The sequence below is a fragment of the Streptomyces apricus genome (genome assembly GCF_008369065.1).
GTDB classification, from domain to species: Bacteria; Actinomycetota; Actinomycetes; order Streptomycetales; family Streptomycetaceae; genus Streptomyces; species Streptomyces apricus.
This window is the reverse complement of the sequence record NZ_VDFC01000047.1, coordinates 524,750-540,286: the sequence shown is the minus strand read 5'-3', so window position 1 is coordinate 540,286 and position 15,537 is coordinate 524,750. Positions and strand designations below refer to the sequence as shown.

General features: G+C 72.3%; 15 protein-coding genes. 10 read left to right on the top strand and 5 right to left on the bottom strand.

Features of this window, described 5'->3' with window-relative positions:
- Positions 1-130: 130 nt before the first annotated feature.
- A complete protein-coding gene (locus FGF04_RS28825; RefSeq protein WP_149514233.1) occupies positions 131-1,402 on the top strand; it encodes an ATP-binding protein in 1,272 nt (423 codons plus the stop codon).
- 118 nt (positions 1,403-1,520) lie between these two features.
- Here FGF04_RS28825 and FGF04_RS28820 read toward each other — a convergent pair whose 3' ends face one another.
- Positions 1,521-2,015, bottom strand: a complete 495-nt coding sequence (locus tag FGF04_RS28820; RefSeq protein WP_149514232.1) for a GtrA family protein — start codon at positions 2,013-2,015, stop codon at positions 1,521-1,523.
- 214 nt (positions 2,016-2,229) lie between these two features.
- On the opposite strand from FGF04_RS28820, the gene FGF04_RS28815 reads away from it, so the two are divergent.
- Genes FGF04_RS28815 through FGF04_RS28805 form a run of 3 tightly spaced genes read left to right on the top strand, consistent with a single transcriptional unit; the run spans position 2,230 to position 5,095 of the window.
- The gene (locus tag FGF04_RS28815; RefSeq protein WP_408055687.1) at positions 2,230-3,369 is read left to right on the top strand and encodes a 5-(carboxyamino)imidazole ribonucleotide synthase; all 1,140 of its coding nucleotides are present in this window, start codon (positions 2,230-2,232) and stop codon (positions 3,367-3,369) included.
- Entirely contained in the window at positions 3,366-3,893 is a 528-nt protein-coding gene (gene purE / locus FGF04_RS28810; protein ID WP_149514230.1) for a 5-(carboxyamino)imidazole ribonucleotide mutase, read from the top strand. The genes FGF04_RS28815 and purE overlap by 4 nt, the downstream gene beginning before the upstream one ends.
- 23 nt (positions 3,894-3,916) lie before the next feature.
- Positions 3,917-5,095, top strand: coding sequence for a dipeptidase (locus FGF04_RS28805; RefSeq protein ID WP_149514427.1), 1,179 nt, complete (start codon positions 3,917-3,919; stop codon positions 5,093-5,095).
- Here the strand turns inward: FGF04_RS28805 and FGF04_RS28800 are convergent.
- Complete coding sequence (locus tag FGF04_RS28800; protein ID WP_188114269.1) at positions 5,092-6,297, bottom strand: class I SAM-dependent methyltransferase; 1,206 nt, start codon at positions 6,295-6,297, stop codon at positions 5,092-5,094. The two genes, FGF04_RS28805 and FGF04_RS28800, sit on opposite strands and share 4 nt — an antisense overlap.
- A gap of 225 nt (positions 6,298-6,522) precedes the next feature.
- On the opposite strand from FGF04_RS28800, the gene FGF04_RS28795 reads away from it, so the two are divergent.
- The 3 genes from FGF04_RS28795 (at position 6,523) to FGF04_RS28785 (ending at position 9,342) form a co-directional block, all read left to right on the top strand.
- A complete protein-coding gene (locus FGF04_RS28795) occupies positions 6,523-6,720 on the top strand; it encodes a hypothetical protein (RefSeq protein ID WP_149514228.1) in 198 nt (65 codons plus the stop codon).
- A gap of 9 nt (positions 6,721-6,729) precedes the next feature.
- Positions 6,730-8,064, top strand: a complete 1,335-nt coding sequence (locus tag FGF04_RS28790; RefSeq protein ID WP_149514227.1) for an RNA polymerase sigma factor — start codon at positions 6,730-6,732, stop codon at positions 8,062-8,064.
- A gap of 156 nt (positions 8,065-8,220) precedes the next feature.
- Entirely contained in the window at positions 8,221-9,342 is a 1,122-nt protein-coding gene (locus tag FGF04_RS28785) for a dipeptidase (protein WP_149514226.1), read from the top strand.
- A 38-nt stretch (positions 9,343-9,380) separates the two neighbouring features.
- Here the strand turns inward: FGF04_RS28785 and FGF04_RS28780 are convergent, their stop codons facing one another.
- Entirely contained in the window at positions 9,381-9,740 is a 360-nt protein-coding gene (locus FGF04_RS28780; RefSeq protein ID WP_149514225.1) for a VOC family protein, read from the bottom strand.
- 196 nt (positions 9,741-9,936) lie between these two features.
- Between FGF04_RS28780 and FGF04_RS28775 the strand changes: the two genes are divergently transcribed.
- Positions 9,937-10,443: a CGNR zinc finger domain-containing protein gene (locus FGF04_RS28775; RefSeq protein ID WP_149514224.1), complete on the top strand. Its 507-nt coding sequence runs from the start codon at positions 9,937-9,939 to the stop codon at positions 10,441-10,443.
- 37 nt (positions 10,444-10,480) lie between these two features.
- Here the strand turns inward: FGF04_RS28775 and FGF04_RS28770 are convergent, their stop codons facing one another.
- Positions 10,481-11,824: a UDP-glucose dehydrogenase family protein gene (locus FGF04_RS28770; protein WP_149514223.1), complete on the bottom strand. Its 1,344-nt coding sequence runs from the start codon at positions 11,822-11,824 to the stop codon at positions 10,481-10,483.
- 201 nt (positions 11,825-12,025) lie between these two features.
- Here FGF04_RS28770 and FGF04_RS28765 point away from each other — a divergent pair, with 201 nt between their 5' ends.
- Positions 12,026-13,183, top strand: coding sequence for an acyl-CoA dehydrogenase (locus FGF04_RS28765; RefSeq protein WP_149514222.1), 1,158 nt, complete (start codon positions 12,026-12,028; stop codon positions 13,181-13,183).
- Between the two features lie 85 nt (positions 13,184-13,268).
- Here FGF04_RS28765 and FGF04_RS28760 read toward each other — a convergent pair whose 3' ends face one another.
- Positions 13,269-14,546, bottom strand: a complete 1,278-nt coding sequence (locus FGF04_RS28760) for an LCP family protein (RefSeq protein ID WP_149514221.1) — start codon at positions 14,544-14,546, stop codon at positions 13,269-13,271.
- Positions 14,547-14,665: 119 nt separating this feature from the next.
- Here FGF04_RS28760 and FGF04_RS28755 point away from each other — a divergent pair, with 119 nt between their 5' ends.
- Positions 14,666-15,211 carry an acyl-CoA thioesterase gene (locus tag FGF04_RS28755; protein ID WP_188114268.1) on the top strand — a complete coding sequence of 182 codons (546 nt, stop codon included), beginning with the start codon at positions 14,666-14,668 and terminating at the stop codon, positions 15,209-15,211.
- Positions 15,212-15,537: the final 326 nt, after the last annotated feature.

The following is a 15,537-nucleotide window of genomic DNA, read 5'->3' as shown; positions in this document are numbered from 1 at the left end:
GTGTGGACGGCTGCGGGGCGGTGGGGGTTGCTCGCGCAGTTCCTCGCGCCCCTGAGGGGCGCCCCTGCAGGCGGCTCCGGTGGGCGTGGCGGGTCACACTGGTTCGGAAGTCTTCTGCCCGGAGGGACCTGTGCGTCGTCGTCTCATCAATTCCACGCTCGCCGTCGTGCTGGTCGTGATCGCCGTGTTCGGCGTCTCGCTCGTCATCGTCGAGACCCGCACGATCAGCAACAGCGCCCAGGAGCGGGTGGACTCCGAAGCGGTACGGCTCGTCAGCATCGTCGACAGCCGCATCCTCGGCGACGAGCAGATCAACGCCCGGGTCCTCAAGGACCAGGTCACCGGCGACCGGTTCGCGCGCATCAGCATCCCGGGCCGCGACACGATCCGTATCGGCAGCGAGCCCACCGGTGACGTCATCACCTCCAGCCGTACGGGCGAGGAGGGCGAGACGGTCACCGTGGAGGAGGCCCGCTCGGCCGTCACCCGCGAGGTCGGCCGGACCCTGCTGATCATCGCCGCGGTGGCCCTGCTCGCCGTGATCGCCGCCGTCCTCCTCGCGGTGCGCCAGGCCAACCGGCTCACCTCCCCGCTGACCGACCTCGCGGAGACCGCGGAGCGGCTGGGCTCGGGGGACCCGCGACCGCGCCACAAGCGGTACGGGGTCCCCGAGCTGGACCGGGTCGCGGACGTGCTGGACGGCTCCGCCGAGCGCATCGCCCGCATGCTGACCGCCGAGCGGCGCCTGGCGGCCGACGCCTCGCACCAGTTGCGTACGCCGCTGACCGCGCTGTCCATGCGGCTGGAGGAGATCACGCTCACCGACGACCCGGGCACGGTGAAGGAGGAGGCCGCCATCGCACTCGGGCAGGTCGAGCGGCTCACCGACGTGGTGGAGCGGCTGCTGACCAACGCCCGCGATCCGCGTACGGGGTCCGCCGTCACCTTCGACCTCGACGAGGTCATCAAGCAGCAGCTCGCGGAGTGGCGCCCGGCCTACCGCAACGCCGGGCGCGCCATCGTCAGCTCCGGCAAGCACCACCTCCAGGCCGTCGGGACGCCCGGGGCCGTGGCCCAGGTCCTCGCCGCGCTGATCGAGAACTCGCTGATGCACGGCGGGGGGACGGTGGCGCTGCGGACGCGGGTCACCGGCAACCAGGCCGTGATCGAGGTCACCGACGAGGGGTCGGGGGTGCCGGCCGATCTGGGGGCGCGGATCTTCGAGCGGGCGATCAGTGGGCGCAACTCCACGGGGATCGGGCTCGCGGTGGCGCGGGACCTGGCGGAGGCGGACGGGGGGCGGCTGGAGATGCTGCAGGCGCAGCCGCCTGTTTTCGGGTTGTTCCTGTCGCGTACGCCACTTCGTGCGCCGCGGGAGGGGGAGGCTCCTACCGTTCGGTAGGGTCCCGCGCCCCTTGAAGACTGCGCAGTTCCCCGCGCCCCTTAAAAACAAAAGACTGCGCCGTTCCCCGCGCCCCTGAACTGCCTCTGATCTGCCCCTGATCTGTGCCTAGTCTGTTCTACGGGACCCGTTGGATGAGCGGGGGGTGGGGTGGGGCCACTCGGAAGACCCAGGTGCGGTAGGACCAGAAGCGGAAGAGCGTCGCGATGCCGATGCCGACGAACTTGAAGACGTTGCTCGCCAGGGGGCCGTGGAAGCCCAGGCCGTACGTGGCGACGAAGAGGACGCCGTTCTCGATGACCAGGCCGATCGCGCTGAACAGCACGAACAGCGTCATCTCCTTGGTCCGGCCGCTCTTGTCGCGGTCGCGGTACGTGAAGTACCGGAAGCCGATGTAGTTCGAGACGATCGCGACGACCGTGGCGATCACACTGGCCCGCACGACCTGCAGATCGGTCGTGCTGCGCACCAGGTTGAAGACGATCAGGTTGACGAGCAGTCCCGCTCCGCCGACCGCGCCGAACTTGGCGATCTCCCTGGTCAGACGGTCGATCCGGGCACGGACGGCGCTGCGTGGCCTGACGTGGGTCCCGCGTTTACCACCTTTGCCCATGGTGTCGCCCAGCCCCCGTCTCGTCGGATACCTCGTATTCGTCAACCTGTGTCGACTCCGCCATGCTAACCAGCAGGTCCTCCGGGTGCCCGGCCCGTACTCCAAGATGTGGCCGTGATGTGACGGGCCCGCGGAAATTCCGGTGATCATGCGGGCGACCGGGGTGGCTCGAAACGGCCGATACCCTGGGGGCGTGACGTTTCCGGTGGTCGGCATGGTCGGCGGCGGTCAGCTCGCTCGTATGACGCACGAGGCTGGCATCCCGCTCGGCATCAGGTTCAAGCTCCTCAGTGACACCCCCCAGGACTCCGCGGCGCAGGTGGTGGGCGAGGTCGTCGTCGGCGACTATCGCGACCTCGACACGCTGCGGGACTTCGCGCGGGGCTGCGACGTGATCACGTTCGATCACGAACACGTACCCACAGAGCATCTGCGGGCCCTGGAGGCGGACGGCATCCCCGTGCGCCCCGGCCCCGACGCGCTCGTGCACGCCCAGGACAAGGGCGTGATGCGCGCGAAGCTCGTCGAGATCGGGGTGCCGTGCCCGCGGCACCGGATCGTGAGCGATCCGGCCGACGTGGCCGCGTTCGCGGCGGAGGGCGTCCCCGAAGGGGCGCCGGGGGACGGCTTCCCCGTCGTCCTCAAGACCGTCCGCGGCGGCTACGACGGCAAGGGCGTGTGGGTCGTACGGTCCGCCGCCGAGGCCGAGGACCCCTTCCGGGCCGGCGTCCCGGTCCTCGCCGAGGAGAAGGTCGACTTCGCGCGCGAGCTGGCCGCCAACGTCGTACGGTCGCCGCACGGCCAGGCCGTGGCCTACCCCGTGGTCGAGTCCCAGCAGGTCGGCGGGGTCTGCGACACGGTGATCGCGCCCGCGCCCGGCATCTCCGAGGAGCTCGCGCTCGCGGCGGAGGAGCTGGCCCTGCGCATCGCGAAGGACCTGGGCGTCGTCGGCCACCTCGCCGTCGAGCTCTTCGAGACCCGCGACGGCCGCATCCTCGTCAACGAGCTGGCCATGCGCCCGCACAACTCCGGCCACTGGACCCAGGACGGCGCGATCACCTCGCAGTTCGCCAACCACGTCCGCGCGGTCCTGGACCTGCCCCTGGGCGACCCGCGCCCGCGCGCGCCCTGGACGGTCATGGTCAACGTGCTCGGGGGCGACTACCCCGACATGTACTCCGCGTACCTGCACTGCATGGCCCGCGACCCCCAGCTCAAGATCCACATGTACGGAAAGGACGTGAAGCCCGGCCGCAAGGTGGGCCACGTCAACACCTACGGCGACGACCTCGACGACGTGCTGGAGCGCGCCCGTCACGCAGCCGGCTACCTCAGAGGAACGATCACCGAATGAGTCCTGTCGTAGGCATTGTGATGGGGTCGGACTCCGACTGGCCCGTCATGGAAGCGGCCGCGAAGGCCCTCGCCGAGTTCGAGATCGCGTACGAGGTGGACGTGGTCTCCGCCCACCGGATGCCGCGCGAGATGATCACGTACGGCGAGGAGGCGGCCGGCCGCGGCCTGAAGGCGATCATCGCCGGCGCGGGCGGCGCGGCCCACCTGCCCGGCATGCTCGCCTCGGTCAGCCCGCTGCCCGTGATCGGCGTGCCGGTCCCGCTGAAGTACCTCGACGGCATGGACTCGCTGCTGTCGATCGTCCAGATGCCGGCCGGCGTGCCGGTCGCCACGGTCTCGGTGGGCGGTGCGCGCAACGCGGGCCTGCTCGCCGCCCGCATCCTGGCCACGCAGGACGAGGAGCTCCTCGCCCGGATGCGCGAGTTCCAGCAGGAGCTCAACGACCAGGCCACCGAGAAGGGCAAGCGGCTGCGCTCCAAGGTGGAGAGCGGCGCGGGCAACGGCTTCGGCTTCGGGAAGTGACGGAGATGACGCAGGTGACGGACATACCCTCGCTCGACGCCGCCCGGGCGCTCCTCGCGGAGTTCCCCGTGGTCGACGGGCACAACGACCTCCCCTGGGCGCTGCGCGAGCAGGTCCGCTACGACCTGGACGCCCGCGACATCGCCGCGGACCAGAGCGCCCACCTGCACACCGATCTGGCGCGGCTGCGCGCGGGCGGCGTCGGCGCGCAGTACTGGTCGGTGTACGTGCGCTCGGACCTGCCCGGCGCGGTCACCGCGACCCTGGAGCAGATCGACTGCGTACGGCAGCTCATCGAGCGCCATCCGGCGGACCTGCGCGCCGCCCTGACCGCCGCCGACATGGAGGCGGCCCGCGCCGAGGGCCGCATCGCCTCGCTGATGGGCGCCGAGGGCGGTCACTCGATCGACAACTCGCTGGCCACCCTGCGCGGTCTGTACGAGCTGGGGGTCCGCTACATGACCCTCACGCACAACGACAACATCGCGTGGGCGGACTCGGCGACGGACGAGCCGGCCGTCGGCGGCCTGTCGCCCTTCGGGCACGAGGTCGTCCGCGAGATGAACCGCCTGGGCATGCTGGTGGACCTCTCCCACGTGGCCGCCACGACCATGCGGGCCGCGCTGGACACGTCCACCGCGCCGGTGATCTTCTCCCACTCGTCCGCGCGCGCGGTCTGCGACCACCCGCGCAACATCCCGGACGACGTCCTGGAGCGCCTGCCCGCCAACGGCGGGGTGGCGATGGTGACGTTCGTGCCGAAGTTCGTCCTCCAGGCTGCCGTCGACTGGTCGGCCGCCGCGGAGGAGAACATGCGCGCGAACGGCTTCCATCCCCTCGACTCGACCGCCGAGGCGATGAAGGTCCACCACGCCTTCGAGGAGTCCCACCCCCGCCCCGTGGCGACCGTCCCGACGGTCGCCGACCACCTCGACCACATACGCGAGGTGGCGGGCGTCGACCACCTGGGCATCGGCGGCGACTACGACGGCACCCCGTTCACCCCCGACGGCCTCGGCGACGTCTCCGGCTACCCGAACCTGATCGCGGAGCTCCTGGACCGCGGCTGGTCGAAGGCGGACCTGGCCAAGGTGACCTGGCAGAACTCGGTACGGGTCCTGGGCGCGGCCGAGGACGTGGCACGCGAGGAGCAGTCCCGCCGGGGCCCGTCGAACGCGACCCTGGAGCAGCTGGACGGCTAGCTGCCCTGATCGCCGAGCGCGGCGGGGTGCCCCAGGAGCATGGTCGGGGCGCCCTGCACGCGCGTGAGGAACACGGTCGCGGAGTTCGGGCCCTGCGGCTTCACCTTGCGCCGCAGCTCCTCCGGCTCGACCGCCGAGCCTCGCTTCTTGACGGTCAGGACGCCCACCCCGCGCTCCCGCAGGAGGGCCTTGAGCTTCTTGAGCCCGAAGGGCAGCCGGTCGGTGATCTCGTAGGCGGTGGCGTAGGGGGTGGCCGTCGCCGAGTCCGCGGTGACGTACGCGATCGTCTCGTCGACCAGCCCGCCGCCGTCCAGTTCCGCGGCGACCTCGGCGACCAGGTGCGCACGGATGACGGCGCCGTCGGGCTCGTAGAGGAAGCGCCCCACGGGCCGTACCGCGGGATCGGGCAGCCCGCGGCCGGACAGGGTGCGCGGTCCGGGCAGCAGGGTCGCGCGGACGGCCCCCGCCTCTCCCGTGCCGAACCACAGCACCGCTTCCTTCACGTCCCCGGAGTCCGAGATCCACTCGGCGCCCGCCTCGGCGGGGACGGCCTCGTGCGGAATGCCGGGAGCGACCTTCAGCGCGGCGAGCGGCGCCGTACGGGCTGCCCGCACGGCCCACGACAGCGGCGGCGAGTACGCCTCGGGGTCGAAGATCCGCCCCCGTCCGCCCCGGCGCGCGGGGTCCACGAACACGGCGTCGTACGCCCCGGTGTCGACCTCGGTGACATCCGCCTCGCGCACCTCGATCAGGTCGTCGAGTCCTAGCGCCGCGGCGTTCGCCCGGGCCACGGCGGCGGTCAGCGGGTCCCGGTCGACGGCGAGCACCCGGATGCCGGCCCGCGCGAGCGCGATCGCGTCCCCGCCGATGCCGCAGCACAGGTCGGCCACGGACCGTACCCCGAGCTCTTGGAAGCGCGCGGCGCGGTACGCGGCCACGCTCGCCCGGGTCGACTGCTCGACCCCGTTCGGCGTGAAGAACATCCGCTCCGCGTCCGCCGCGCCGAACTTCACGACGGCCCGCTGCCGCAGCCGCCCCTGCGAGAGGGCGGCCGACACGAGCCCCGCCGGGTGCTCGCGCCGCAGCCGCGTCGCCACGGCCAGCTCCCGGGCGGGCTCGGTGCCGCGCACCGCGTCGAGGAGGGCACGCCCCTCGGACGTGAGCAGGGCACCGAAGGAGGCCACCGGATCAAGGTCGTTCACCGCCCCATTGTGGGCCAGTCGGTGGACGGCGTGCGCGCAGTGCCTGTGTCGGGGACGCGAAGGGTGTACAACCTGTGAAGATCCAGACCTATGCAACTTGTACGACAAACTGACGGCGCCTCGAAAGGGGCGCGGGGCTCTGACATGTGCGGCTCCGCCGCGCGGGCGCGACCAGCCCCCACCGGCCCGCAGCCCGTGATCCGCCGACACCATGCGCCACGGACCGTGCTCGTCCTCCTCGCGGTCACCGCGCTGGCGGCCGGCTGCGCGGACGGCGGGCGCGGCTCCGGAAGCGCCGGGCCGGCCGCAGGCCAGCAGGCCGCCGACGAACTCCGCCAGGAACGGCAGGCCCGCGCCGCCGCGCTGAAGCGCTGGGGGGTCGCCAGGCCGCCCGCTTGGCCGTACGGGGCCGGGGGTGTCTGATGGGGGAGCGTGACAGTCGACATCCTTGGCCCCGCGGGCCGCCCCGACCCCGACCGGGCCGTCGAGACCGTCTTCCGCATCGAGTCGCCCCGCATCATCGCCGGCGTCGCCCGCATCGTGCGCGACGTCGGGATCGCGGAGGAGCTCGCGCAAGACGCGCTGGTCGCGGCGCTGGAGCAGTGGCCGCGGGACGGCGTGCCGGACAACCCGGGCGCCTGGCTCATGACCGCCGCCAGGCACCGGGCGATCGACCTCGTGCGGCGGCGCGAGCGGTACGCGCGCAAGCTCGCCGAGATGGGGCGCGACCTGGAGACCTCCGCGCCCCACGGGTATGGGCGCGGGGACGGGTACGGGTACGTCGACGAGCCCGCCGATCCGGACGGCATCGACGACGACCTGCTGCGGCTCGTCTTCACCGCCTGCCACCCCGTGCTGTCCGCCGAGGCCCGCGTCGCCCTCACCCTGCGGCTGCTCGGCGGGCTGACCACCGCCGAGATCGCCCGCGCCTGCCTCGTCCCGGAGAAGACCGTCGCGCAGCGCATCGTGCGCGCGAAGCGGACGCTCGCCGCGAAGGGCGTCCCCTTCGAGGTGCCGTACGGGCCCGAGCGGGCGGCCCGCCTCGGTTCCGTGCTGGAGGTCATCTACCTGATCTTCAACGAGGGGTACGCGGCCACGGCCGGGGACGACTGGCTGCGTCCGGCGCTCTGCGAGGACGCCCTGCGGCTGGTCCGGGTGCTGGCCGGACTGATGCCCGAGGAGCCCGAGGTGCACGGGCTGGCCGCGCTGCTGGAGCTGCAGGCGTCGCGGTCGGCCGCGCGGGTGGGGCCGGCGGGGGAGCCGGTGCTGCTCGCCGAGCAGAACCGGGCGCGCTGGAACCGGGTGCTGATCCGGCGGGGGTTCGCCGCGCTCGAACGGGCGGAGGCGGTGTCCGCGGCCGTGTCCGCGGAGAGTGTGCCCGGGCCGTACGTGCTGCAGGCCGCCGTCGCCGCGTGTCATGCGCACGCGGCCACGTACGAGGAGACCGACTGGGGGCGGATCGCGACGCTGTACGGCCTGCTCGCCGTCCGGGCGCCGTCCCCGGTGGTCGAGCTGAACCGCGCCGTCGCCGTGTCGATGGCCGAGGGGCCGGGGGCGGGGCTGGTGCTCGTGGACGCGCTCGTGGACGAACCGGCTCTGCGCGACTACCACTTGCTGCCCAGTGTGCGGGGGGATCTGCTGGCGCGGCTCGGGCGTACGGGGGAGGCTGCCGCCGAGTTCGAGCGGGCGGCCTCGCTGGCGAGGAACGGGTCGGAGCGGGGGTTTTTGTTGGCACGGGCCGAGCGGTGTGCCGCGGGCACCGTTTGAGGGTGCGGGTCCGGTGGGGGCTGGGCGCGCAGTTCCCCGCGCCCCTTCGGGGCCGGGCCCCGGGGTCGCTCGAACGGTTCAGTCCGGGTGACCGGTGTGCTTGTGCGTGGCACGGTGAGGGGACCTGTCGGTACCACCGGACCCCGGAGCCCCGCCATGGCTGATCTGCAGGACGAACTGCACACCACCGCCGAGGTCGGCGCGTTCGAGCCGCTCGTCGTCGAGGCCGGGGCCGGCGACGGGCACGCGGACGAGGCGGACGCCGCCGGCGCCGACCTCCTCCCGCGCGCCCACGCCCTCCTCGCCGCCCACCCCGTCGCGGACGGCTACAGCGGCCTGCCGTGGGCCCTGCGGCACCTGTCCTGGTACGACCTGGAGATCGGCGAGAGCGCGGTCGACACCGATCTGCCGAGGCTGCGCGAGGGACACGTCGGCGCGCTGTTCTGGTCGCTGCACCTGCCCGAAGGGCTCGTCGGCGAACGGGCCGTCGGGGCCACCCTGGAACAGCTCGACCTGGTCAGGACCGTGGTGGAGGCCCACCCGGAGGGCCTGCGCATGGCCCACAGCGCGGCGCAGGTCACCGACGCCAGGAACTGCGGCCGGGTCGCCGTGCTGCCCGGCCCGGCCGGCGCCGCCGCGCTGGACGACTCGCTCGGCATCCTGCGCTCGCTGCGCGCCCTCGGCCTGCGCGTGCTCACCCTGTCCGGCGCGTCCTGGGCCGGCGTGAACGGCCTGACCCGGTTCGGCGAGGAGGTCGTGCGCGAGATGAACCGCGTCGGTGTCGTCGCCGACCTCTCCGGCGCCTCGGACGCCACCCTGCGCCGCGCCCTCACCATCTCCAAGGCCCCGGTCCTGTGCACCCGCTCCGCCGCCCGCGCCCTGCGCCCGCACCCGGCGAACCTCCCCGACGACCTGCTCGCCGAGCTGGGCGCGGCCAAGGGCCTGTGCCTGGTCCCGCTGACCGCCGAGCAGACGGGCCCCTCGGTCCGCGACGTGGCCGACCACCTCGACCACGTGCGCGACCTCGCGGGGCCCGAGTGCGTGGGCCTCTCGGGGACGTACGACTCCGGGGCCGCGCACCCCCGGGGCCTGGCCGACGCCTCCGGCTACCCGCGGCTCGTCGCCGAACTCCTCGGCCGCGGCTGGTCCGCGGCCGACCTCGCCCTGCTCACCTGGGGCAACGTCCAGCGCGTCCTGCGCACCGCCGACTTCACCGCCCGCGCCGCCCAGGTGCGCCGCGAGCCCTCCACGGCGAGCATCGCCGAACTCGACGGCTGAGGGCCCGCGTCAGGCCCCCGGCCGCCGCCGCGCCGCGCTCAGCAGGCGCAGAGGCAGAAGGGGTGCCCGGCCGGGTCGGCGTAGACCCGGAAGGTCCGTGCGCGGTCCTCCGTGTCGAGCGCCTTCGCGCCCAGCGCCAGCACCTCCCTCTCGGCCGCGTCCAGGTCCTCGACCGTGACGTCCAGATGGAACTGCTGCGAGGCGTCCGGCGCGGGCCACTTCGGCGGTACGTGGCCGGGCGCGGCCTGGAACGCCAGCGTCCCGCCCTCCGGCAGCCGCAGGTCCACCCAGTCGCCGTCCCCCTCGACGGTGCCGCCGAGCACCTCGGCGTAGAACGCGGCGAGCGCGCGCGGGTCGGGACAGTCCAGGACGACGGCGCCCAGCTTGGCGAGTGCCATGACTCTTCCTCCTCGGTCGGATACCGGATGGCCGGATACCGGATGTTCGTATATCGGATACCTCGGACAGCGTCACGGTTACCGCTTGATCGGCTTATACGGTAACCGTTACCGCATGCTGCCGCATAGGAGGTAACGGCACAAGGGGGCGGGCGGCGGTCACCGCCCGCCGCGCGCCGGAGGTACCGTCACGGGTATGAGTGAGCGCACGCCCGCACCCGGCGGGCTGGTCCTCGTCCAGTCCCTGGTGAACACCCTCGACATCGAGACGGGTGCCGACGCGCTCGACACGGCCGAGGGGCGGGCCCGGTTCGGGATCGGCGACGACGAGGGCGAGGTGCGCGACGCGCGCGAACTGCGCGAGTCCCTGCGGGTCGTGTGCCTCGCGCACGCCGGGCACCCGGCGCACCGCGAGGTGCGGCCGCTGGACGACCTGCTCGCGGCGGCGCCGCTCGTCGTCACGGTCGCGGCGGCGGACGGCGCGGCGTCCCTGCGGCCCGCGGACCCCGGCCCGCTGGTCTCCCGGGTGGCCGCGGCCGTCGCCGGGGCCCACGCCGCCGGCACCTGGCTGCGGCTCAAGGCCTGCGAGGCGCCGGACTGCCACTGGGCGTACTACGACCGCAGTCCGGCCGGGCGCGGCCGCTGGTGCTCGATGTCGGTCTGCGGCGCCCGCGCCAAGATGCGCCGCTACCGCGCCAAGTAGGGGCGCGGCAGCGGCGGTCGTGCGGTTCGGACGGTGCTCAGGCGGTCGGGCGGCCCATCGCGCGGTACGTCCAGCCCGCCGCCCGCCACACCGACGGATCGAGCGCGTTGCGCCCGTCCAGCACCACCCGGTCCGTGACGGCCTCGCCCAGCGCCGCCGGGTCCAGCTCGCGGAACTCGCGCCACTCGGTGAGGTGCAGCACGGCGTGCGCCCCGCGGACGGCGTCCACGGCGCTCTCCGCGTAACCGAGCGTCGGGAAGAGGCGCCGCGCGTTCTCCATGCCCTTGGGGTCGTAGACGGTGACCTGGCCGCCCTGGAGGTGGATCTGGCCCGCCACGTTCAGCGCGGGGGAGTCGCGGACGTCGTCCGAGTCGGGCTTGAAGGTCGCGCCGAGCACGGCGATCCGCTTGCCGAGGAAGGAACTCCCGCCCAGCACCTCCCGCGTCATCTCGACCATCTGGCCGCGGCGCCGCATGTTGATGGAGTCGATCTCGCGCAGGAAGGTGAGCGCCTGGTCGGCGCCCAGCTCGCCCGCCCGCGCCATGAACGCGCGGATGTCCTTGGGCAGGCAGCCGCCGCCGAAGCCGATGCCCGCGCGCAGGAACTTCTTCCCGATCCGGTCGTCGTGCCCGATGGCCTCGGCGAGCTTCACGACGTCGCCGCCGCCCGCCTCGCAGACCTCGGCCATCGCGTTGATGAAGGAGATCTTGGTGGCGAGGAAGGAGTTCGCGGCGGTCTTCACCAGCTCGGCGGTCGGGAAGTCGCTCACCACGAAGGGCGTCCCCTCGGACAGCGGCGTCGCGTACACCTCGCGCAGCAGCTTCTCGGCGCGCTCGCTGCGGATGCCCGCGACGATGCGGTCGGGGTGCAGGGTGTCCTGGACGGCGAAGCCCTCGCGCAGGAACTCCGGGTTCCACGCCAGCTCGACCTCCTCGCCCGCGGGGGAGAGCTCGACGAGCACCCGGGCCAGCCGGTCCGCCGACCCGACGGGCACGGTGGACTTGCCGACGACCAGGGCGGGCCCGGTCAGGTGCGGGGCGAGCGAGGCGAAGGCGGCGTCGACGTACGACATGTCGCAGGCGTACTCGCCGTGCTTCTGCGGGGTGTTCACGCAGACGAAGTGGACGTCGCCGAACTCCGCGACCTCGGCCCAGTCCATGGTGAACCGCAGCCGGCCGCTGGAGCCCTCGATGCCGGCGACGTGCTTGCGCAGCAGCTCCTCCAGACCGGGCTCGTACATCGGGACCTCGCCCCGCTGCAGCATCTCGATCTTCTCGGGCACCACGTCCAGGCCCAGCACCTCGAAACCGAGCTCGGCCATGGCGGCGGCGTGCGTGGCGCCGAGGTAGCCGGTGCCGATCACCGTGATCTTGAGGGCCATGGGTGCTCCAGGAGGTAGCCGTCAGGTGCGCGGACAGAGCATAGTCGGGGCGTGCCGGAGCCCTTGACCGGGCAGATCTCACCCTGTCGGCAAGCTCACGTATCGATCGCGTGGGCGGGCGCATAAAATTTGGGTTACTTAACGGTAGTTAGCGTCAGCGGTGGGCGTCACCGTCACTGCATCCTGGGAGCGTGAGAGACCTTGGCCGGATCGGCTGATTTCGACCTGTACCGTCCGTCCGAGGAGCACGACATGCTCCGGGACGCGATCCGCGCCCTGGCCGAGGCGAAGATCGCGCCGCACGCCGCGGCGGTGGACGAGGAGGCGCGCTTCCCCCGCGAGGCCCTGGACGCGCTGGTCGCCAACGACCTGCACGCGGTGCACGTACCGGAGTCGTACGGCGGCGCGGGCGCGGACGCGCTGGCCACGGTCATCGTGATCGAGGAGGTGGCGCGGGTCTGCGCGTCCTCGTCCCTGATCCCCGCGGTCAACAAGCTCGGCTCGCTGCCCGTGATCCTCTCGGGCTCCGAGGAGCTGAAGAAGAAGTACATGACGCCGCTGGCCAAGGGCGAGGGCATGTTCTCGTACTGCCTCTCCGAGCCGGACGCGGGCTCGGACGCGGCGGGCATGAAGACGCGGGCCGTGCGCGACGGCGACTTCTACGTCCTGAACGGCGTGAAGCGCTGGATCACCAACGCGGGCGAGTCGGAGTACTACACGGTGATGGCCGTCACGGACCCGGAGAAGCGGTCCAAGGGCATCTCGGCCTTCGTCGTGGAGAAGTCGGACGAGGGCGTCTCCTTCGGCGCCCCGGAGAGGAAGCTCGGCATTAAGGGCAGCCCGACCCGCGAGGTGTACCTCGACAATGTGCGCATCCCGGCCGACCGCATGATCGGCGAGGAGGGCACGGGCTTCGCCACCGCGATGAAGACCCTGGACCACACCCGCATCACGATCGCCGCGCAGGCGCTGGGCATCGCGCAGGGCGCCCTGGACTACGCCAAGGGGTACGTCCAGGAGCGCAAGCAGTTCGGCAAGCCGATCGCCGACTTCCAGGGCATCCAGTTCATGCTCGCCGACATGGCCATGAAGATCGAGGCCGCCCGCCAGCTCACCTACGCGGCCGCCGCCAAGTCCGAGCGCGGCGACAAGGACCTCACCTTCCAGGGCGCAGCGGCCAAGTGCTTCGCCTCCGACGTCGCCATGGAGGTCACCACGGACGCCGTCCAGCTCCTCGGCGGCTACGGCTACACCCGTGACTACCCGGTCGAGCGCATGATGCGCGACGCCAAGATCACCCAGATCTACGAGGGCACCAACCAGGTCCAGCGGATCGTGATGGCCCGCAACCTGCCGTAGTCCTACCGGACGTGGGAGAGGCCCCCGGAACCGAACAGGTTCCGGGGGCCTCTCCCGTGCTGCGCCTGGTGACCGGTGCGACCGCCTACCGGTTGCCGGTGACCGTCACCTTCTCGTCGTTCTTGAGCTGCTCCACCAGCTGCTTGACCTTCGCGGTGTCCCACTGGAGGTTGCCGTTGGCGGTGTTGCCCGAGATCGGCATGTTCATGGACTTGCCGTCGCCGCCGGTGACGCCCTTCATGGCCCAGAACATCGAGCCGAGGTCCCACAGCGACATGTCCTTGTCGACGGTGAGGGTGTCGAGGCCGGAGCTGAGCGTCGGGTAGAGCTTGAAGGGGTTCAGGACCGTGGACGGGGTCGCCGTCTGGTTGGCGAGCGCCGACAGGAACTTCTGCTGGTTCTTCGTACGGTCCAGGTCGCTGCCCGCGAGCGCGTACCGGGTCCGTACGAAGGCCAGGGACTGCTGGCCGTTCAGGGTCTGCTTGCCCGCCTCGAAGTCGGCGCCGGACTTGGTGTCCTTCATGCCGCCCTTGGGGATCTCGATCTCCACGCCGCCGACCGAGTCGACGATGTTCGCGAAGCCGGCGAAGCCGATCTCGGCGTAGTGGTCGATGCGCAGTCCGGTGTTGGCCTCGACGGTCCGCACGAGCAGCTCGGGGCCGTCCTCCGCGTACGCCGCGTTCAGCTTCACCTGGCGGCCGGTGCCCGGGAAGGTCTTGCCGGACTCGGAGCCCTTGAAGGTGGGGATCGTCACGTTCGAGTCGCGGGGCAGCGAGATCATGGTGTTCCCGTTGTCACCGACGTGCAGGATCATCATCGAGTCGGTGCGCTTGCCGTCGGCGGAGCCGGTGTGCAGCTCCTTCTTCTCCTCGTCGGACATGCCCTCACGGCTGTCCGAGCCGACGATCAGGTAGTTGGTGCCCTCGCCCGCGTCCGGTCGGTCGATGACCTTCGACAGGTCGACGTCCCGGTTGAGCTTGGAGTCGGCCCAGAAGTACGTGCCGACCGAGACCACGACCAGCAGCGTGACCACGGTGATCGAGATCCACTTGATCCGCTTGCGCCAGTCCGGCGCGGGGCGGCCGGAACGGTCGCCGCGACCGGGGCCCTGCGGGCCGCCGCCGCCGTAGACCTGACCCGTGTTGTAACCGTCGCGGCCCTGGTATCCGTCGTCGCCGTGACCGTCGGTGTACGCGGCCTGCGGCGGGACCCCCCGAGGAGGCGCCGAGGAGTGCGCGCCGGCGCCCGGGCCGCGCTGCACCTGTCGCATCACGCGGGCGCCCTCCGGCTGGGCACTCGCGCTGCCGCGGCCGTGGCGCTCGCCACCGTTGTCTCCGGACCGCCCCTGGGGCCAATCGTTCATGCGACCCAGTGTGCAGTGCCCGACTGTGTGGCATACAAGGGTCTTCGGGATATCGGGTCAGGGCTGTTGCCAAGCTGATGCAAAGCACCCCTTGCGGCTTCCGGCATAGGGTGGAGGGCATGACAGACCAGGCCCCCGCCCCGGAATCCGATATTCCGGGCAAGCCGACCTCGGCGTCCCGGACCACGCTCAGCCACATCATGAGCCACAACGACACCAACCTTCTGGGGACGGTGCACGGTGGGGTGATCATGAAATTGGTCGACGACGCGGCCGGGGCGGTGGCCGGGCGGCACTCCGGCGGGCCCGCCGTCACCGCCTCGATGGACGAGATGGCGTTCCTGGAACCGGTGCGCGTAGGCGACCTGGTGCACGTGAAGGCGCAGGTGAACTGGACCGGGCGTACGTCCATGGAGGTGGGTGTCCGGGTCCTGGCCGAGCGTTGGAACGAGTCGACGCCGCCGCAGCAGGTGGGGTCGGCGTACCTCGTCTTCGCCGCGGTGGACGCCGACGGGAAGCCGCGGCGGGTGCCGCCGGTGCGGCCGGAGACGGAGCGGGACGAGCGGCGGTACCAGGAGGCGCAGATCCGGCGGCAGCATCGGCTGGCGCGGCGGCGGGCCATCCTGGACCTCCGCGAACGCCGCGCGGCGGAGGGCCTGGACTAGGCCTGGGCCACCCTTTCGCCCGCGGCCCGGCGGGGGCTGAGCGCGCAGTTCCCCGCGCCCCTGAAAAACTCCGTCGTCCGCGGGCCGGTGGGGGCCGCTCGCGCAGTTCCCCGCGCCCCTTACGGGGCACGGGCGCAGCCCTGCCTTCAGGGGCGCGGGGAACTGCGCGACCAGCCACGACGGATCCGCAGGTGCGGTCTTTTGGGGGCGCGGGGAACTGCGCGAACGGCCCCCACCGGCCCGCAGGGGTCCGTGGACGGGGCCCGTGGTTCGTCGGCGCACCGCAGGTGGGCGGGCAGACTACGGGCAGRTCACCTCGTCGCCCC